This window comes from Micromonospora noduli (genome assembly GCF_003264365.1).
GTDB lineage: Bacteria > Actinomycetota > Actinomycetes > Mycobacteriales > Micromonosporaceae > Micromonospora > Micromonospora noduli.
Window position 1 is genome coordinate 25,048 of sequence record NZ_PYAK01000053.1, and the last position, 17,519, is coordinate 42,566.

The following is a 17,519-nucleotide window of genomic DNA, read 5'->3' on the forward strand; positions in this document are numbered from 1 at the left end:
TCGTCACCCCGATCACCCGTTCTCCGGCAGCAGCCGCAGCACCCCGGCGACAGTGGCGAGCACCGCGAGCGCCGCGGTGATCAGCACGGCGGCCTTCGGCGCGCCCTGCCGGTAGAGCGACCAGGTGCCGCCCACCAGCACTCCGGCCAGAATCAGCAGCAACGTCGGCAACGCGGCACCCATCAGAGCGCGCCCTTCGTGCTCGGGATCGCTCCGGCGGAACGCGGGTCGATCGAGGTGGCCTCGCGCAACGCGCGGGAGACCGCCTTGAACTGCGCCTCCACCACGTGGTGCGCGTCCGGGTGACCACCCGGCCGGGCCGCCCGCAGCACGTCGACGTGCAGCGTGACACGGGCCGCCTGGCCGAAGGACTCCCAGATGTGCCGGGTCATGCTGGTCGCGTACACCGGCCCGATGTAGGGGGCGAGCACCGGCTCGTCGTGCACCACGTACGGCCGACCGGAGAGGTCCACCGCGGCCCGGACCAGCACCTCGTCCATCGGCACGGTCGCCGAGCCGTACCGCCGGATGCCGGCCTTGTCGCCCAGTGCCTGGTCGAACGCCGCACCCAGGGCGAGCGCGGTGTCCTCGATCGTGTGGTGCGCGTCAATCTCCAGGTCACCCACGGTGCGCACAGTCAGGTCGAAGCCGCCGTGCCGGGCGATCTGGTGCAGCATGTGGTCGTAGAAGCCGACGCCGGTGCTGATCTCGGCGGCACCGGTGCCGTCGAGATCGATCTCGACGAGGACCTTGGTCTCCTTGGTGATCCGTTCCACCCGGGCGGTCCGACTCATTGCGAAGTCTCCATTGCAGAAAGGAAGGCGTCGGTCTCGGCGGCGGTGCCGGCGGTCACCCGCAGCCAGCCGGGCAGGCCGACGTCACGGACCAGCACCCCCTGCGCCAGCAGGGCGTTCCAGACGACGGTCTGGTCGCCGCCCACCTCGAAGAGCACGAAGTTGGCGTCGCTGTCGGCGACCCGCAACCCCCGCTCGCGCAGCGTCGCCACGATCCGGTCCCGCTGCGCCATGATCGCGCTCACCGTACCGAGAAGGGCGTCGCGGTGGGCCACCGCCGCGCGTGCGGCGGCCTGGGTGAGCGCGGAGAGATGGTACGGCAAACGGACGAGCTGCACCGCCCGCACCACCGCCGGGTCGGCCGCCAGGTAACCCAGCCGGCCACCGGCGAAGCCGAACGCCTTGCTCATCGTCCGGGTGACCACCAGCCGTGGGTGGCCGGGCAGCACCGCGAGGGCGCTGACCGTCCCGGGTCGGGCGAACTCGGCGTACGCCTCGTCGACGACCACCATGCCGGGCGCGACGTCGAGCACCGCGGCGATCACCGCCGGGTCCAGTGCCGTGCCGGTGGGGTTGTTCGGCGAGCAGAGGAAGACAACGTCCGGCCGGTGCTCGCGGACCTGGACGACCGCCTCCTCGGCGGTCAACCCGAAGTCGACGCCGCGCGCGGCGGGCACCCACCGGGTGCTGGTGCCGAGGGCCAGCAGCGGGTGCATCGAGTACGCCGGAACGAAGCCGAGCGCGGTGCGCCCCGGCCCGCCGAACGCCTGGAGCAGCTGCTGCTGGATCTCGTTGGAGCCGTTGGCCGCCCACACCTGCTCGACGGTGAGGCCGTGCCCCAGATATTCGGCCAGGTCGGCGCGGAGCGCCACCGCGTCCCGGTCCGGGTAGCGGTTCAGCTCGCGCAGCTCGGCCGCGAGCGCCTTGCCGATGGCCTCGACCACCGGCTCCGGCACCGGGTGGGAATTCTCGTTGGTGTTGAGCCGCACCGGCACGTCCAACTGCGGCGCCCCGTACGGCGACAGCCCCCGCAGGTCGGCCCGGATCGGCAGATCGTCCAGGCTGGTCACGCCGGTCCTCCTACCGGGAAACGGGCCTGGACAGCCTGGCCGTGCGCGGGCAGGTCCTCCACGTTGGCCAGCGTGACCACGTGCGGGGCCACCTCGCGCAGCGCTGCCTCGGTGTATTCGATCAGGTGCACGCCGCGCAGGAAGGACTGCACGGACAGGCCGGAGGAGTGCCGGGCGCAGCCGCCGGTGGGCAACACGTGGTTGGAGCCGGCGCAGTAGTCGCCGAGCGACACCGGCGACCAGGCGCCCACGAAGATCGCTCCGGCGTTGCGGACCCGCAGCGCCCACTCCCGGGCGTCCACCGTCTGGATCTCCAGGTGCTCGGCCGCGTACGCGTCGACCACCCGCAGCCCCGCCTCGAGGTCGTCGACCAGGACCACGCCGCTCTGCTCACCGGTCAGCGCCGTGGTGACCCGCTCGGTGTGCTTGGTCGCCGGAACCTGCCGGGCCAACTCCGCCTCGACCGCCTCGACCAGCGCCACCGACGGGGTGACCAGCACGCTCGCGGCCAGCGGGTCGTGCTCGGCCTGACTGATCAGGTCGGCGGCCACGTGCGCCGGGTCGGCGGTGTCGTCGGCCAGGATGGCGATCTCGGTCGGCCCCGCCTCGGCGTCGATGCCGACCACGCCGCGCAGCAGCCGCTTGGCGGCGGTCACCCAGATGTTGCCGGGGCCCGTGATCAGGTCGACGGGGTCGCACCGCAGCTCCCCCGCCGGGTCCACCGCCGCGCCGTACGCCAGCATCGCCACCGCCTGGGCCCCGCCCACGGCGTAGACCTCGTCGACGCCGAGCAGCGCGCACGCGGCGAGCACGCGGGGATCGGGCAGGCCGCCGTTGTCCTTCTGCGGCGGGCTGGCCACCACCAGCGAGCGCACCCCGGCCGCCTGGGCGGGCACCACGTTCATCACCACTGTCGACGGGTACATCGCCAGGCCACCGGGCACGTAGAGGCCGACCCGGTCGACTGGCAGCCACCGCTCGGTGACAGTGCCGCCGGGCACCACCTTCGTGGTGTGGTCGGTGCGCCGCTGGTCGGCGTGGACCCGACGGGCCCGGGCGATGGACTCCAGCAGCGCGGCACGCACCGCCGGGTCGAGCACCCCCTCCGCCTCGGTGATCGCTTCGACCGGCACCCGCAGCACCTCGGGGGAGATGCCGTCGAACCGAACGCTGGCCTCCCGGATCGCTGGGTACCCATGCTCACGGACCGCCTCCACCAGGGGCCGGATGCGCTCGACGGCGACGGACACGTCGAGCTGGGCACGGGGCAGCAGGCGGCGCGGGTCACCGAGACCGTCGCGCAGGTCGATCCGATTCAGCACCCTTGCGAGTCTAGGCGGCCGGCTCGACGTCCACCCGAGCCGCCCGTCCGCCGGGACGGTGAGCCGGGCCACGCCCCCGGTGCCGAGATTGGTTAGGCTCGACCATGTGACCGCACGGCTGCCGGTGTTCCCGCTCGCAACGGTGCTCTTTCCCGGGTTGGTGCTGCCGCTGCACATCTTCGAGGAGCGCTACCGGGCGCTGGTCCGGCACCTGGTCGGCCTGCCCGAGGGTGCCCCGCGCGAGTTCGGCGTGGTGGCCATCCAGGCCGGCTGGGAGGTCGCGCCCGCCGGCGCCCCGGCCACGTCGAGCGTCGGCGAGGTGACGCTGCACGAGGTGGGCTGCACCGCCGAGCTGCGCCAGGTGACCGAGTTGGCCGACGGCGGTTTCGACATCGTCACGGTCGGCCGCCGCCGGTTCCGCATCGCCGAGGTCGACGACAGCGCCGAGCCCTACCTGACCGCCGACGTCGAGTGGCTGCCCGACCCGGGCGGCCCGGACGAGGTGGCCGACCTGCTGGCCGCCCGGGTGATCGCGGTGTTCCGGCAGTACCTCGGCCTGATCCGGTCCGACCCGGAGGAGATCTCCGAGCAGTTGCCGGAGGACCCGACAGTGCTCTCACACCTGGTGGCGGCGACCGCGGCGCTCACCGTCGACGACCGGCAACGGCTGCTGGCGATCGACGACACCGCCTCCCGGCTCCGCGCCGAGCTGCGGTTGCTCAACCGCGAGGCGGCTCTGCTGCGTCAGGTGCGGGCGGTTCCGGTGCCGCTGTCGGAGCTGGCGTCCCCGCCGACACCCAACTGAAATCCCCCGGCTCGGGCTCCGGGCGTAGCCCCGGCCACCGCGACCAGCCGGCCAGCAGGGTGTACATGACCGCGGCCCCGAACGCCGGCAGCAGCAGGTTGCCGTGCGGCACCGGCAGCACGCCGAGCAGCCAGTCCACTCCACCGGCCCGCAGGTCGGCGGGTTTGCTGAAGGCCTGTCCGGCCGGGGCGGTCGCCAGCAGTCGGTCGAAGGTGCCCAGACCGATCCGCCGTCCCACCTGCCAGGCCACCGGCGCGGCGGCCAGGGTGCCGAGCACCGCGGCGAGCAACCCGACCGGGCCGCGCCGCCGACGCAGCACGAACCACAGGGTGAGCGCCACGAGCAGCCCGAAGGCGAGCCCGAGCAGGCTGAACCACCCGTCGGCGGCGATCGGCTGCTCCGGTTGCGGCTCGGCGTAGATCGCCCCCTCGGCGGTCTTGAGTACCGGGGTGTCCGGCGCGAGCGCGGCCCAGAGCAGCCCGAGCGGCACACCCAGCGCGGCCAGCGCGAGCACGGCGCCAAGCACCGTCGCCAGGGCACGCAGCGGACGACGCGGTTCGTCGAACCGAAGCTCCAGCGAGCTCTGGTACGCCGCCGAGGCCGGCGGTTGGCCCGGACCGAACTCGCCCGGCGCGGTCCCGGCCGACGGGTCGACCTCCGCCGGTTTCGCGTCCGGCGTACGGGGTGGCGCGGGTTGGTCGGGCTCGTCGACGGGCCGCTCACGGTCGGGGTTGTCCGGGCTCACCCGATGATCCTCTCAGGCCCGGTGCACGGTCGGGGCTCCGGTGGCGGCAGTCCAGCTCACCGGGCGAACGGCTCCACCATCATCGCCGCGGCCCGCAGCCACGCCTGCCGCGTCTCCGGCTGGAGCTGGTGGTACTCGATCGACGACCCGGTCTCCAGAGCCGGGTCGTACGGGACGACGGCCACGCCCCGGGTACGGGTGGCGAAGTGCCGCTCCAGGTCGTCCTGGAGCGTCGAGCGACCCGGGGTCGGGCAGGAGATGAGGGTGATCGCGTTGTCCGCCAACTCGCCCATGCCCTCCTCGTGCAGCAGGTCGAGCATCCAGTCCGCGCTGAACGCCGCGTCCTCCCGGGGCACTGTGGTCACCACCAGCTGGTCGGCGGCCTGCATCACGGTGCGCCAGTTGGGGCTCTCCACGTTGTTGCCGGTGTCCACGCAGACCACGTCGTGGGTGCGCCGCAGCAGCTCCAGCACCCGTCGGACGGTGAACTGGTCCAGTCGCTGGGCGAAGCGCGGGCTCTCCTCGCCGGCCAGCACGTCGTACGAGCCGTCGGAGGCGTGCCGCAGGTAGTCGTCCAGCCGGTCCAGCAGGGTCGCGCCCTCCAGGATCTCGATCTGGGCCAGGTCGCTGATCAGGTGCCGGATCGTCCGGGCGTGCCGGGCGCTGCCGGCGCGCAGGCCGAGGGTGCCACGCAGCTCGTTGTCGTCCCAGGCCAGCACGCCCTTGCCGCGGACGCTGCCGACCGTCGCCGCGGCGAGCACGGTGGCGGTCGTCTTGTGCACCCCGCCCTTGGGGTTGGCGAAGGCGAACACCCGGGGCGTGCCCAGGTCGCGTTGGAGCACTCCGTTGGCGCGCTCCTGCTCCTGGTCAACGGCCGGTGGGCGCCATTCGATCCGGGTCGGGTAGGCACGTTCGGCGACCGCCGAGCCGACCGCCGGGGCGGGTGGTGGCGGGACGGGCGGCGTGACTGGCACGGCGACCGGCGGCGCAGGCGATGGGGCGACCGGCGGGGGCGGTGGCGCGGCGGCCGGGTAGCCGGTCTCCGGCTGGTAACCGGTCTCCAGCAGGGCGTACCGCGATTCCACCGGCGGGTCGCCCGGTCGGTAGCCGTTGTCCAGCAACGCGTAGCGCGACGGGACCGGGTCGGGGCCGCGTGCCGGCGGCTCGGGCTCGGCCCGGTACGTCGGCTCGGCCCGGTGGTCCGGCTCGGCCCGGTAACCCGGGTCAGCCCGATAGTCCGGCTCGGCCCGGTAGCCGGGCGTGGCGAGGTAGTCCGGCTCAGGGCGGTAGCCCGGCTCGGCCCGGTAGCCGGGCTCAGCGCGGTAGTCCGGCTGCTCGGTCCGGTACGCCGGCTCCGCTCGATAGTCCGGCTCGGCCCGATAACCCGGCTCGGTCCGGTACGCGGGCTCGGCCCGGTAGTCCGGCTCGGCCCGGTACGCGGGCTCGGCCCGGTACGCGGGGTCGACGCGGTAGGTCGCCTCGGCCCGGTAACCGGGCTCCGCTCCGTACGACAGGTCGGCCGGATGCCCGATGGCGGGTGCCCGCCCGGCGTAGCCGTTGGGGGCCGCACGCCGTGGCAGCGGGTCCGGCGGCGGTTCCTCGCCGCGCCGCTCCGGCTCGGTCTGCTCCGCGCCGCGACCGCCCAGCCGGGCACGGTCCAACAGCGCGCGCCACCGCGGCGCTGGTTCGGCCGGCCGGCCCCAGCCGGTCTCACTGCCCTCCACGGCCCGCCCTCCCAGCGCCATCGATCTCTGTCTGACAGGCTACGAACCCAACCCTATTCGGACCACACCTCAGAGCGCACACCAGCCGGTGCAGATCACGACGACGGCGGTGGCGGCGACGGCTCGGTGAGGATGGCGTCCGGCGAGGTGGTGACACTCGGCGGCGCCGACTCGGTGGGCTCCGGCTTCGACGGTTCGGGTGACGGAATGGTCACGACTGGTGCAGGTTCCGACGATTCGCCCACGGGGGGCGACGGCGCCGGTGCACTGATCACCGGCGCTGGCCGCTCGGACCGGGTCGGTGCGGGGCTCGGCCCGGTGTCGACCGGCGGGCGCACCACGTCACGCTGCTCGGGCAGGGGCGGCGTGAAGACCGTCCGGTCCAGCCGGTACACCTCGGGGGCGGGGTCGACCGCCCGTACATCCGGCCGGGCCGCGACACCGCGCAGCGCCACCGGCGTCGCGCGAACCACCGCCGCGTAGACGCAGGCGCAGCCGGTGCGGTACGCGGCCGCCTCGGCGGCGGCCACCTCGGCGCCGCTGGCGTACTGCTCCCGCAACTCCCGCTCGCCCACCCCGTCGCCGTCGACCGCGGCGGCCCTGGCCCGGTAGTCGGCGGCCTCGGTCTCCTTGCGGGCCGCCACCTGTTCCATCCCGGCGACCACGTCGTCGGGCACCCGCAGCGCGGGGATCTTGACGATCTCGGTCTGCCGGCCGGGCAGCGGAACCCGCCCGAAGACGGTCGAGACCCCGACGTCGCCGAGCACCGTCGCCAGCCGCTGCGGAGGCAGGTACGCGTCGAGCGTGACCAGCGCGTACGTCCCGTCCTCGGCCGCCGGGGCGGATGCGGGCAGCGCGGCCAGGTCGGCCGCGGCGGACCGCAGGTAGCCGGGGACGGAGTCGCCGTCGGCAACACCGACCCGGGTCACCTCGCCGACAGTCCGGTCGCCGACCGGAGTGTCGTCGACGGCCCAGACGGCGGTGCCCAACACCGCCGCCGCGGAGAGCACCGCGGCCCAACTGAGCACGCCGGAGCGCGCCGACCGGTCACCCAGCCGGGCCACGGCCCGGGTCAGCGGCGGCAGCAACCGCTGGTCCAGCTGCCGCAGCAGGTTGCCGGCGCGCACGGGCGGGATCCCCTCTGTGGAACGGTGTCGGGCGGTCGCCGCTCAGTCACGCAGGATCTGAAGCGCACGGTCCAGGTCGTCAGGGTAGTCGCTGACGAACCGGACCTCGTCCCCCGTTCGGGGGTGCAGAAAGCTCAGTTCGCGGGCGTGCAGCCACTGTCGGGCCAGGCCGAGACGGGCCGAGAGGGTGGGATCGGCGCCGTAGGTGAGGTCACCCACACAGGGGTGCCGCATGGTGGAGAAGTGCACCCGGATCTGGTGCGTCCGGCCGGTCTCCAACCGGACGTCGACCAGGCTCGCCGCCGGGAACGCCTCCAGGGTGTCGTAGTGGGTGATGCTCGGCTTGCCGCCGGAGACCACCGCCCAGCGGTAGTCGTGGGTGGGGTGCCTGTCGATCGGCGCGTCAACGGTGCCGCGCAGCGGGTCCAGGTGGCCCTGCACCACCGCGTGGTAGCCCTTGTCGACCTCGCGGTACTTGAAGGCCCGCTTCAACGCCGTGTACGCCTGCTCGCTCTTGGCCACCACCATGATCCCGGTGGTGCCCACGTCGAGCCGGTGCACCACGCCCTGGCGCTCGGCGGCGCCACTGGTGGAGATGCGGTGCCCGATCGCGGCGAGCGCGCCGATCACCGTCGGCCCGGTCCACCCGGGGCTCGGGTGCGCGGCCACCCCGACCGGCTTGTCGACCACGACGATGTCGTCGTCGGCGTAGACGACCCGCAGGCCGGGCACCGCCTGCGGCACCACAGTCGGCGGTGCGACCGGGGCGGGCAGCGTGACGTCCAGCCAGGAGCCGGCCTTGACCTTGTGCGAGTTGGGCCGGGTGGAGCCGTCGACCAGCGCGTCCCCGGCGTCGACCAGGGCCGCGGCGGCGGTGCGGGAGAGCCCGAACAGGCGGGACACGGCCTGGTCCAGGCGCATGCCGTCGAGGCCGTCCGGAACCGGAAGGGAACGGTGGTCGCCGCCAGCGGCGAACGCGGAGGTCATGCCCGCTCCCGCTGCTCGGCGCCCGATGCGGCGGCGTCCGTCGTGGCCGGGTCGCCGTCGCGCCCCGCCCGCCGGCCGTCACGCTGACGGCCGGTCAGCTCCAACAGGACCGCCAGCAGCACGCCGCAGACCAGCGAACTGTCGGCCAGGTTGAACACCGGCCAGACCTGACCGTACGGATCGAAGAGGCTGATCATGTCCACCACGTGCCCGTGGAACGGGGACGGCGCCCGGAAGATCCGGTCGACGAGGTTGCCCAACGCGCCGCCGAGCACCAGGCCGAGCGAGATCGCCCAGGGCAACGAGCGCAGCCGCAGTGCCATCCAGACGATCCAGCCGACCACACCGATGGTGATCAGTGGGAAGACCCAGGTGTGGTCCGAGCCGATGCTCCAGGCCGCGCCGCTGTTGCGGGTCAGGCTCAGGTAGACGAACCCGCCGAGCAGCCGGACCGGCTCCCGGTCGGTCAGCGCGGCCAGCGCGAGGTGCTTGGTGACCAGGTCGGCCAGCAGGGCCACCAGGGCGACTCCGGCGAGAATCGCGACGGCCCGGGGCCGGCGCGTGCCGCCGCCCGGATCGGTGCGGCCGGGTTCGGCGGACGGTACTGCGGTCATGCGCTCCCCATCGACAGTCTTGGCGGTGATCACTCACCGTCTCATCGCCGCCGGGGAACGGACCTCAGCGCCGCTCCTCCAGCTGCTTGCACGTCACACACAGGGTGGCCGACGGGAAGGCGGCGAGGCGCTCGACCGGGATCGGGTTGCCGCACCGCTCGCACCAGCCGTAACCACCCTCGTCGAGGCGCTCCAGAGCGCGCTCCACCTGCGTGATCCGTTCCAGAATGCTGTTGGCGAGAGAGATCTCCTGCTCCCGCTCGAGCGTCTTGGTGCCCGTGTCGGCCTGGTCGTCCCCGGCCGAGTCGGTCAGCCGATCGCGCTGCAGCTCGGTGATCTCACTCAGCGTCTGATCGTACTCGGCACGAAGCTCGTCCCGACGCGCCGCCAGCGCGGCCCGGATCTTCTCGGTCTCCGCCGTGCTGCGGGTGGCCTTCGCCACCGGCTTGCGCCCGGCGGTCCTGGTGTCGGATGGCTTCGCCATGGGTCGCTCCCTCGGCCGGGGAACCGCGCGGTCCGCGGCGCCTGGACAGGGGGCGCCGACCAGGGCGTCCCCTATGTACGAAAAGGGGCGCACGGCGACGATGGCCGCGCACTCCGGAGGTTGGCAAGAATACGGAACGTACAGGCGTCCGACAACGTGCCGCACCGTCGCACCGTTTAACAGCCCCTAGCCCTGCCTAACTGGGGCAAAGGGAACGCTAGCAGATCAATTGGGCACCTCATCCCCGTACTCACCAAACCATCGGGCCAGACGACCCCGCCGACTGACCGCCCGCAACCGCCGTTCCGCCGCGTCCCGCACCCCGGCGGTCGCCACGATCAGCAGACTGTCGCCGGTCTTCAACCGGGTGTCCGGTGCGGGCACGAAGCCCACGCCGTCGCGCAGCACCAGGGTCACCGACGCGCCCAGCGGAAGGCGCAACTCGTCGACGTGCACGCCGGCCAGCCGTGAGCCCGGTGGCACCTCCACCTGGAGCAGGTCCGCCCGCATTCGCTCCAGCGGCGCGGTCTCCACGTGGATCTCGGCGGCCTCGGCCGGCGCGGTCACCCGCAACCGGCGGGCGAACGACCCCAGCGTCCCGGTCTGCACCAGCGTGAAGATCACCACCAGCACGAAGACCACGTCGAAGAGCCGCTCCGCGCCGGGCACCCGCTCGGAGAGCGGAATGGTGGCCAGCACGATCGGCACCGCGCCGCGCAGCCCGGCCCAGGACAGAAACGCCTGTTCTCGAAGGCCGACCCGGAACGGCAACGCCGAGACGGCCACCGACAACGGTCGGGCCAGGAGCACCAGAGCCAGCCCGGCGACCACCGCGGGCAGCACCGCCGCGTCCAGCCGGCCCGGCGAGGCCAGCAACCCGAGCAGCACGAACAACCCGATCTGGGCGAGCCAGGCCAGCCCGTCCGCGAAACCGAGAATCGCCTGCCGGTGCGACAGGCGGGCGTTGCCCAGCAGCACCCCTGCCACATAGACGGCGAGGAAGCCCGAGGCGTGCAGAACCGCCCCCGCGGCGTACGCCAGCACTGTGATGCCCACCGCGGCGATCGGGTAGAGCCCGGCCGAGGGCAGCGCCGCCCGGCGCAGCGCCCAGGTGCCGGCGACGCCCGCGGCCACGCCCACCGCCGCGCCGACGCCCAGCTCGTAGCAGACCAGCGCGGCCTCGTACCACCACGGGTGCGAGAAGCCCTCGTGGGACAGCAGCACCACCAGCAGCACCACCGGGGCGTCGTTCATCCCCGACTCGGCCTCCAGGGTCGCCACCAGCCGGGGCGGCAACCGCAGTCGGCGCAGGGTGGCGAAGACGGCCGCCGCGTCGGTGGACGAGAGCACCGCGCCGTAGAGCAGCGCCAACCGCCAGTCCAACCCCAGCAGCAGGTGCACGGCGACGCCGACCACCACGATGCTGACGATCACGCCGACCGTGGAGAGCGCGGAGGCCAGCCCGAGCACCGGACGCAGCGTGGTCCACCGGGCGGTGAGGCCGCCCTCCGCGATGATCACGATCAGCGCGCAGAAGCCGAGGGTCCGGGTCAGCTCGACGTCGTCGAAACGGATGCCCAGCCCGCCCTCGCCGATCGCCACGCCCAACGCCAGGTAGACCAGGAGGCTGGGCACGCCGAGCCGGGTGGACAGTCGCACCGCGCCGACAGCGACCAGCAGCACTGCCGCACCGAGCAGCAGCGCGATATCCAACCCGGGCGTCACGGCTGCCTTGCCTGGGCTGTCCTCACTCGGCGGATCCGTCGCGCAGGCGGCGCAGCACCTCGGGCAACTCCGGGCCGGGTCGATCGACGAGGAAGAGCTTGTCCCGGCTGGCCGCGCCGGCACGAAGTGACACGGCGGCCGGTCGGACGCCCAACGCGCCGGCCAACGCCCGGCGGGCGGCCTCGGTGGCCCGACCGTCGACGGCCGGGTCGTGGACCGCGATCACGAGGGCGGGCCCGTGCGGGCCGTCGAAGCGGCCACCCACCCGGTCCCGGGAGGCGCCGGGCTTCACCCGTACCGCCACGGTGAGCGTGTCCTGCGCGGGCACCGGGGCCGCTTCAGATCGGCCGGGCGTCGGCGAGGAGAGCGGTCGCCGGCGCGCAGTGCGCGCACGGGGTGAAGCCGAGTTCCACGGCCTCGGCGACCGGCAACGTCTCGGGCTGCCAGCCGATCAGGTGGGGGCAGCCGTCCAGGTGGTAACGGGGGCGGCCGTCGACGACCTCGACGGCGTCGAGCAGTCGGGCCACCCGGGCCGCCTCGGCGGCCGTGATCTGCTGGGCGGCCGGCTCGTCGACCGCCGCGACCGCCGGGTCGAACACGTCGTCGGCCGACGCCGCGATCGGCGACGCCGGGCTGACCGGCCGGGCCCGCGCGGGTGCCCCGTCCGCCGCACTCACCAACGGCGACGCGTCATCGACGTGCGGCGCGTCGACCGGCGACGCCTCATCGACCGGCGGCTCGGGTGGTTGCCGCCACCCGGTGCCGCCGGTACCAAACGTCGAAGGCACATGCTGGACCGGAACCTCCGGCTCGACCAGCGGCGGCCCGTACGCGACACCCGGTGTGGCCTGGCTGGCCGTGCGGGGCGCGTCGGGGTGCTGCCGGTCGGTCCGGCCGGGATCCGCCATGGCGCGGTTGGCGGCTGCCTGGCGGGCGCCCACCACCAACGCCACGGCGGCCAGCAGACTGGCCGCGATGGAGATGACCAACAAGAAGCTGGAGCCACCGGCCAGGCCGAGCACCAGTAGCACCACCGCGACGAGGATGAGCAGAAGACTTGCGACTATCACGGCTCACCCCCGCCGCGTCGAACCGTCCAGGCTGGGCCGGCGACCGTCACCATTGGCGGACAGCGATCGCCGGCCGGTGCTCAGCGTCCGGCTTCGAGGGCGCCGGAGCGCCCGCCGCCGCCGTACGAACCAGCGAGACCCGCTGCGGCCAGCCCGTTGCCGCCGGCGACCCGGCCAGCTTCGGAGCGGGTCATCTCGGCCTCGAGGCCCTGGCCACGACCGTCGAGGTCACGCAGCTGGCTCTCCAGGTACGCCTTGAGCCGGGTGCGGTACTCGCGCTCGAACTGCTTGAGCTCCTCGATGTGCTTCTGCAGCGCCGTGCGCTTGGCGTCCAGGCCGCCCATGGCCTCCTGGTGCCGCTGGCGGGCGTCCCGCTCAAGGGCGTCAGCCTTGGCGCGCGCCTCCCGGGTCACCTCCTCGGCCTTGCTGCGAGCCTCGGACAACAGCTGGTCGGCCTCGCGGCGAGCGTCGGACACGTGGTCGTCGGCGGTGCGCTGGGCCATCATCAGCACGCGCAGGGCCTGCTGCTCACCGTCACCGGTGACGCCGCCGGCCGGGCCGCCGGTCGCGCGGACCTGCTCCAGCTCGGCCTGCATCGCGCGGGCAGCCTGCTCGGCCGCCGACTTGTCGCGCTGCACCCGGTCCAGTTGGGCCTTGACATCGTTGAGCTCCGCCGCGAGTCGGGCGTCGCCGCCGGGGCCGGCGGGGGCACCGCCACGGCCGCCGCGCTCCACCTGGGCGCGCAGCTCGTTGTTCTCCTCGATGAGACGGGCGAGCTCGCGCTCGACCTCATCCAGGAAGGCGTCGACCTCCTCCTCGTCATACCCCCGTTTGCCGATCGGCGGCTTTTTGAAGGCGACGTTGTGGACGTCGGCCGGGGTCAGCGGCATCGAAACTCCTCGGGTCAGTTGCGGCCGCGAAAGCGCGTCGGTCATCAGGCAGATGCCCTGATCGACGGCCCTAACACGAACTCCATCAGCACGAACAGGATAACCAGGAGCACAAGGGAGGCCAGGTCGATGCTCACGGTACCAATTCGCAGCGGAGGGATCACACGCCTCAACGCGTTGAGAGGGGGATCAGTGACGCTCCACACGGATTCCAATCCTGCCGATGCTCCACGCCCCGGTTGCCAGCGACGGCCGTACTGCAGGACGGCGCTCAACACGAACCGGGACAGAAGAAGGAGCAGGAAGACATAAAGGATCAGGTACAACACTTGCAGTAAGATCGACAACACGGTCAGCGACGTCCCTCGGGTCGGGCGGGATCAACTCAGACTGAAAAAGCCGCCCTCAGCGATCTTGGCTTTGTCCTCTGCGGTGACCTGGACGTTAGCCGGTGAGAGCAGGAACACCCGATTGGTCACGCGCTCGATCGTACCGCGCAGGCCGAACGCCAGTCCGGCGGCGAAGTCCACCAGACGGCGGGCATCGGCCTCATCCATCTCGGTGAGATTGATGATCACCGGGACCCCGTCGCGGAAGTGCTCACCGATGGTGCGCGCCTCCCGGTAGGTGGTGGGGTGCAGCGTGGTGATCTGGTAACGCTGCTCCTCCTCGGGAAGGGCCCGCTCGCGCGACGTGACCTGCGGCGCGAGGGCCAGGTTGTCCCGAGTGTGGTAGGTCAACGCACCGGAGGTCTCGCCCGCCGACGAGCGGGTGATCGACCGGACGCTGGACCGCTCGATCCGCTCCGGCCGCTCACCGTCACCGCGTTCGGACTCGCCCAACCGCCCGCTCGACCGGTCGGAGAGTCGACCCCGCCCGCTGTCGCGCGGCCGGGGAGCCGGCGGCTCCTCGGCGTCGTCCTCGTCGTCGTCGGCGAACTCCTCGGCGTACCGGCTCTGCCGGTAACGCGAGTCGCGGTAGCCACCCTTTTCGTAGCCACCGTCGTCGTAGGCCCGCTCGTCGTCTTCTTCGACCAGACCGAGCCAGACCCCCGCCTTGCGCAGTGCACCCATCCCGCGCCCTTCCGTCCGCCGTGCGGCACGCGCCCCCGTGCCATGTCGCCCGTCGCGAGTGGACAACCATGCCCATCGGACCGGAACGGCAATCCCCCGGCGCGCGATTCGCGTCGCGCGCCACGACCCCCGACTAGGAGACGCCCGCCCCTGAAACAACACTGATGTAATTTGCTTGTCTCGCGGTCAGGCTACCGCAGCGTGGGACGCATTCCGAGCAACGCGCTACCGACGCGGACATGTGTCGCGCCGTAACGGATCGCGATTTCGAAATCTCCGCTCATACCGGCGGACAACGCGGTGGCTCCCGGATGGACAGCCCTGAACGCGTCGGCCACCTCCGCGAGCCGGGCGAACGCCCGCTCCGGCTCCCACCCCAGCGGAGCGACCGCCATGAGACCGACCAGACGCAACCCCGGCGCGTCGGCCACCGCCTCGGCCACCGGCTCCAGACCGGCGGCCGGATCCGCCGAGCCGGGCAGGGCTCCGCCCCGGGCCGCGTCGCCGTCGATGCTCACCTGGACCAGAGCGTCGAGCGGCTCCCGCCGGTCGGCGGTGGCGGTGGCCAACGCCCGGGCCAGCCGGACACTGTCGACGGAGTGCACCACGTCGGCGTAGCGGACCACCGAGCGGGCCTTGTTGCGCTGCAACTGGCCGATGAAGTGCCAGCGGGGACGCACCCCGGCGGCAGTCACCTCGGCGGCCTTGCCGGCTGCCTCCTGGTCGCGGTTCTCCCCCATGTCGGTCACCCCGAGCCCGGCCAGCGCCAACACGTCGCTGGCCGGGTAGGTCTTCGTCACCGCGATCATCGTGACCTCGGCGCGGTCCCGCCCGGCCTGCGCGCAGGCGTCATCGATCCGGGTCCGAACCTGGGCCAGACCGGCAGCGAGTTCGGCGTGCCGATCTGGTCGTACCGTGGCTGAGCTGTCGGTCATCGGCGGTGCTCAGGACCCGTTCTTGAGGAAGTCGGGAACGTCCACGTCGTCGAAGAGCACGCGACGCGGCGACTGGGCCGGAGCCGGGTTGGTGGCCGGCGCCGGCGCCGGGGTGCTCTGCGGTGCCGGCTGGTTGGTGTTGGTCTTGCGGGTCGGCTCGGCCGCCTTGTACGCGGGCGTGCCGCCGTCGAAGCCCGCCGCGATGACCGTCACCCGCACCTCGTCACCGAGCGCGTCGTCGATGACCGCACCGAAGATGATGTTGGCGTCCGGGTGGGCCGCGTCGGTGACCAGCTGGGCGGCGTCATTGATCTCGAACAGGCCCAGGTCGGAGCCGCCGGCGATGGAGAGCAGCACGCCCCGCGCGCCGTCCATGCTCTGCTCCAGCAGCGGGCTGGAGATGGCCGCCTCGGCCGCCTCGACCGCGCGGTTCTCGCCGCGGGCGCTGCCGATGCCCATCAACGCGCTGCCGGCGCCGCTCATCACGCTCTTGACGTCGGCGAAGTCCAGGTTGATCAGACCCGGGGTGGTGATCAGGTCGGTGATGCCCTGCACACCCGAGAGCAGCACCTGGTCGGCCGTGCGGAACGCGTCCATCATGCTGATGTTGCGGTCGCCCAGGGCCAGCAGCCGGTCGTTCGGGATGACGATCAGCGTGTCGCACTGGTTGCGGAGCTCGTCTATCCCCGTCTCGGCCTGCACCTGGCGGCGCTTGCCCTCGAAGGAGAACGGCCGGGTCACGACGCCGATGGTCAGCGCGCCGAGCTTGCGGGCGATGTTGGCCACCACGGGCGCGCCGCCGGTGCCGGTGCCGCCGCCCTCGCCGCAGGTCACGAAGACCATGTCGGCGCCCTTGAGCACCTCCTCGATCTCGTCGCGGTGGTCCTCGGCGGCGTTCTTCCCGACGTCCGGGTTGGCCCCGGCCCCCAGGCCACGGGTCAGCTCCCGGCCGACGTCGAGCTTGACGTCGGCGTCGCTCATCAGCAGCGCCTGCGCATCGGTGTTGATCGCGATGAACTCGACGCCCTTGAGCCCAACCTCGATCATCCGGTTGACGGCGTTGACGCCGCCGCCCCCGATGCCGACGACCTTGATGACCGCCAGGTAGTTGTGCGGAGGTGTCATCTCCGGTCCTTTCCTTCGAGATTGGCTTCGGCCGACCGGTTACGGCGTGGCCAGACCAGCGGCCGACGACAGCTGTCACCAACGAGGATCAGGGGTAAACCCTAACCCTCTACTAGAGGCTTACAGTTATGTCAACCACTGAAGCTCTTCGAGGCAACGTAAGCGCCACCACGCGATGAGCCAAGGACCCGGGCGGCGTGTCGCCGCGCGGAGCGCCACGGGTCACGTCCGCGCACGCTCACCGGTCAACGAAAGGTCACCACATCCGGCGCGCTCACGTCGATCCGATCGGTGTCCTCGTCGAGCAGCGCGGTGGCCACCCGAGCCTTGTCCGTACCCCGGGTCGCGTCGCCCCAGACCACCGTCCGGTCGCCGCGCAACCGCAGGCTGATCCGGGCAAGCCCCGCCACGTTCACGTCCACCAGCTCCGCGCGCAGCTGCGGCGTCAGCGCGACGAGCACCTCCAGCGCGGCCCGGGTGCCCGGGTCGTCGGCGGCCGGCCGGGCCACCGTCACCTGTGGCAGGTCGGCGGGGCGTCGCTCCACGGTCCGGAACGCCACCCCGCTGCGGTCGATCAGGGCGAACGCCTCGCCCTGCGGCACCACCGCCACAGCGGTCCGCTCGGTCACCCGCACCACCAGCGCGCCGGGCCAGTCCCGGGAGACCGTGGCCCGCTCCACCGCCGGCAGCGCACCGACCCGACGGGCGGCGGCGGTCAGGTCCACCCGGGCCAGCGGCACCCCGTCCGGCACCCCGACCGCGTCGTGCACCTGCACCGGGGTGACCAGGTCGGCGCCCTCCACGCGTACCTCCCGCACACCGAACAGCCCGGTGCCGAGCACCGTCCAGGCGACCAGCCCGGCCAGGGCGAGCACCCCGGCGGCCACCGCCCACGGCAGCGCCGCACGCATGCGACGCTGCCGGGCACGAGCCATGAACCGGCGGGTCGAGGGCGGTACCGCGTCGCGGCCCGCCCGGACCAACTGCCACCGCCGGGCCGGACCGCGGCGCGGGGCGCCGCCGTCGGCG

General features: G+C 72.9%; 20 protein-coding genes. 1 reads left to right on the forward strand and 19 read right to left on the reverse strand.

Annotation, left to right across the window (positions count from 1 at the left end; all coding sequences use genetic code 11):
* Positions 1–12 precede the first annotated feature (12 nt).
* The 4 genes from GUI43_RS34025 to hisD are packed head-to-tail and all read right to left on the reverse strand — an operon-like array spanning position 13 to position 3,186.
* On the reverse strand, positions 13–183 hold the full coding sequence (locus GUI43_RS34025) for a CG2302 family histidine operon protein (RefSeq protein ID WP_167362522.1): 171 nt from the start codon (positions 181–183) through the stop codon (positions 13–15).
* On the reverse strand, positions 183–794 hold the full coding sequence (gene hisB, locus GUI43_RS27140) for an imidazoleglycerol-phosphate dehydratase HisB (protein WP_030334475.1): 612 nt from the start codon (positions 792–794) through the stop codon (positions 183–185). Before hisB ends, GUI43_RS34025 begins: the two co-directional genes overlap by 1 nt.
* Positions 791–1,864: a histidinol-phosphate transaminase gene (locus GUI43_RS27145; RefSeq protein WP_112582735.1), complete on the reverse strand. Its 1,074-nt coding sequence runs from the start codon at positions 1,862–1,864 to the stop codon at positions 791–793. The genes hisB and GUI43_RS27145 overlap by 4 nt, the downstream gene beginning before the upstream one ends.
* The gene (gene hisD, locus GUI43_RS27150) at positions 1,861–3,186 is read right to left on the reverse strand and encodes a histidinol dehydrogenase (protein ID WP_112582736.1); all 1,326 of its coding nucleotides are present in this window, start codon (positions 3,184–3,186) and stop codon (positions 1,861–1,863) included. Before hisD ends, GUI43_RS27145 begins: the two co-directional genes overlap by 4 nt.
* Before the next feature lie 106 nt (positions 3,187–3,292).
* On the opposite strand from hisD, the gene GUI43_RS27155 reads away from it, so the two are divergent.
* Positions 3,293–3,991, forward strand: a complete 699-nt coding sequence (locus tag GUI43_RS27155) for an LON peptidase substrate-binding domain-containing protein (RefSeq protein ID WP_112582737.1) — start codon at positions 3,293–3,295, stop codon at positions 3,989–3,991.
* Here GUI43_RS27155 and GUI43_RS27160 read toward each other — a convergent pair.
* The 15 genes from GUI43_RS27160 to GUI43_RS27230 all read right to left on the reverse strand — a co-directional run.
* Positions 3,906–4,736 carry a DUF2567 domain-containing protein gene (locus GUI43_RS27160; RefSeq protein ID WP_112603515.1) on the reverse strand — a complete coding sequence of 277 codons (831 nt, stop codon included), beginning with the start codon at positions 4,734–4,736 and terminating at the stop codon, positions 3,906–3,908. The two genes, GUI43_RS27155 and GUI43_RS27160, sit on opposite strands and share 86 nt — an antisense overlap.
* A 56-nt stretch (positions 4,737–4,792) precedes the next feature.
* Complete coding sequence (locus GUI43_RS27165) at positions 4,793–6,460, reverse strand: MinD/ParA family ATP-binding protein (RefSeq protein WP_425271079.1); 1,668 nt, start codon at positions 6,458–6,460, stop codon at positions 4,793–4,795.
* 95 nt (positions 6,461–6,555) lie between these two features.
* The gene (locus GUI43_RS27170) at positions 6,556–7,587 is read right to left on the reverse strand and encodes a hypothetical protein (RefSeq protein ID WP_112582740.1); all 1,032 of its coding nucleotides are present in this window, start codon (positions 7,585–7,587) and stop codon (positions 6,556–6,558) included.
* Between the two features lie 42 nt (positions 7,588–7,629).
* Positions 7,630–8,574 (reverse strand): RluA family pseudouridine synthase, encoded by a 945-nt coding sequence (locus GUI43_RS27175; RefSeq protein WP_112700067.1) that lies wholly within the window; start codon positions 8,572–8,574, stop codon positions 7,630–7,632.
* Positions 8,571–9,188: a signal peptidase II gene (gene lspA, locus GUI43_RS27180; protein WP_112603533.1), complete on the reverse strand. Its 618-nt coding sequence runs from the start codon at positions 9,186–9,188 to the stop codon at positions 8,571–8,573. The genes GUI43_RS27175 and lspA overlap by 4 nt, the downstream gene beginning before the upstream one ends.
* Before the next feature lie 64 nt (positions 9,189–9,252).
* Positions 9,253–9,672 (reverse strand): TraR/DksA family transcriptional regulator, encoded by a 420-nt coding sequence (locus GUI43_RS27185; protein ID WP_091407724.1) that lies wholly within the window; start codon positions 9,670–9,672, stop codon positions 9,253–9,255.
* A 225-nt stretch (positions 9,673–9,897) separates the two neighbouring features.
* Positions 9,898–11,397: a potassium/proton antiporter gene (locus GUI43_RS27190; RefSeq protein WP_112582741.1), complete on the reverse strand. Its 1,500-nt coding sequence runs from the start codon at positions 11,395–11,397 to the stop codon at positions 9,898–9,900.
* Between the two features lie 22 nt (positions 11,398–11,419).
* The gene (locus GUI43_RS27195) at positions 11,420–11,725 is read right to left on the reverse strand and encodes a DUF167 domain-containing protein (RefSeq protein WP_112582742.1); all 306 of its coding nucleotides are present in this window, start codon (positions 11,723–11,725) and stop codon (positions 11,420–11,422) included.
* A 10-nt stretch (positions 11,726–11,735) separates the two neighbouring features.
* The gene (locus tag GUI43_RS27200; RefSeq protein ID WP_112603523.1) at positions 11,736–12,467 is read right to left on the reverse strand and encodes a hypothetical protein; all 732 of its coding nucleotides are present in this window, start codon (positions 12,465–12,467) and stop codon (positions 11,736–11,738) included.
* 80 nt (positions 12,468–12,547) lie between these two features.
* The gene (locus GUI43_RS27205; RefSeq protein ID WP_036411965.1) at positions 12,548–13,357 is read right to left on the reverse strand and encodes a DivIVA domain-containing protein; all 810 of its coding nucleotides are present in this window, start codon (positions 13,355–13,357) and stop codon (positions 12,548–12,550) included.
* A gap of 44 nt (positions 13,358–13,401) precedes the next feature.
* Positions 13,402–13,707 (reverse strand): YggT family protein, encoded by a 306-nt coding sequence (locus GUI43_RS27210; protein ID WP_030334503.1) that lies wholly within the window; start codon positions 13,705–13,707, stop codon positions 13,402–13,404.
* Between the two features lie 30 nt (positions 13,708–13,737).
* The gene (locus tag GUI43_RS27215) at positions 13,738–14,430 is read right to left on the reverse strand and encodes a cell division protein SepF (protein WP_112582744.1); all 693 of its coding nucleotides are present in this window, start codon (positions 14,428–14,430) and stop codon (positions 13,738–13,740) included.
* 191 nt (positions 14,431–14,621) lie between these two features.
* The gene (locus GUI43_RS27220; protein ID WP_112700068.1) at positions 14,622–15,365 is read right to left on the reverse strand and encodes a YggS family pyridoxal phosphate-dependent enzyme; all 744 of its coding nucleotides are present in this window, start codon (positions 15,363–15,365) and stop codon (positions 14,622–14,624) included.
* 9 nt (positions 15,366–15,374) lie between these two features.
* A complete protein-coding gene (gene ftsZ / locus GUI43_RS27225; protein ID WP_091407710.1) occupies positions 15,375–16,490 on the reverse strand; it encodes a cell division protein FtsZ in 1,116 nt (371 codons plus the stop codon).
* A gap of 245 nt (positions 16,491–16,735) precedes the next feature.
* A partial coding sequence (locus GUI43_RS27230) for a cell division protein FtsQ/DivIB (RefSeq protein ID WP_249037859.1) occupies positions 16,736–17,519 on the reverse strand: 784 nt, incomplete at its 5' end.

Bases quoted from the DNA above. Each gene is read 5' to 3' on its own strand.
- GUI43_RS27175 (WP_112700067.1), bottom strand. From the start codon at position 8,574: ATGACCTCCGCGTTCGCCGCTGGCGGCGACCACCGTTCCCTTCCGGTT.
- GUI43_RS27205 (WP_036411965.1), bottom strand. From the start codon at position 13,357: ATGCCGCTGACCCCGGCCGACGTCCACAACGTCGCCTTCAAAAAGCCG.
- GUI43_RS27220 (WP_112700068.1), bottom strand. From the start codon at position 15,365: ATGACCGACAGCTCAGCCACGGTACGACCAGATCGGCACGCCGAACTC.
- GUI43_RS27185 (WP_091407724.1), bottom strand. From the start codon at position 9,672: ATGGCGAAGCCATCCGACACCAGGACCGCCGGGCGCAAGCCGGTGGCG.
- GUI43_RS34025 (WP_167362522.1), bottom strand. From the start codon at position 183: ATGGGTGCCGCGTTGCCGACGTTGCTGCTGATTCTGGCCGGAGTGCTG.
- hisB (WP_030334475.1), bottom strand. From the start codon at position 794: ATGAGTCGGACCGCCCGGGTGGAACGGATCACCAAGGAGACCAAGGTC.
- lspA (WP_112603533.1), bottom strand. From the start codon at position 9,188: ATGACCGCAGTACCGTCCGCCGAACCCGGCCGCACCGATCCGGGCGGC.
- ftsZ (WP_091407710.1), bottom strand. From the start codon at position 16,490: ATGACACCTCCGCACAACTACCTGGCGGTCATCAAGGTCGTCGGCATC.
- GUI43_RS27215 (WP_112582744.1), bottom strand. From the start codon at position 14,430: ATGGGTGCACTGCGCAAGGCGGGGGTCTGGCTCGGTCTGGTCGAAGAA.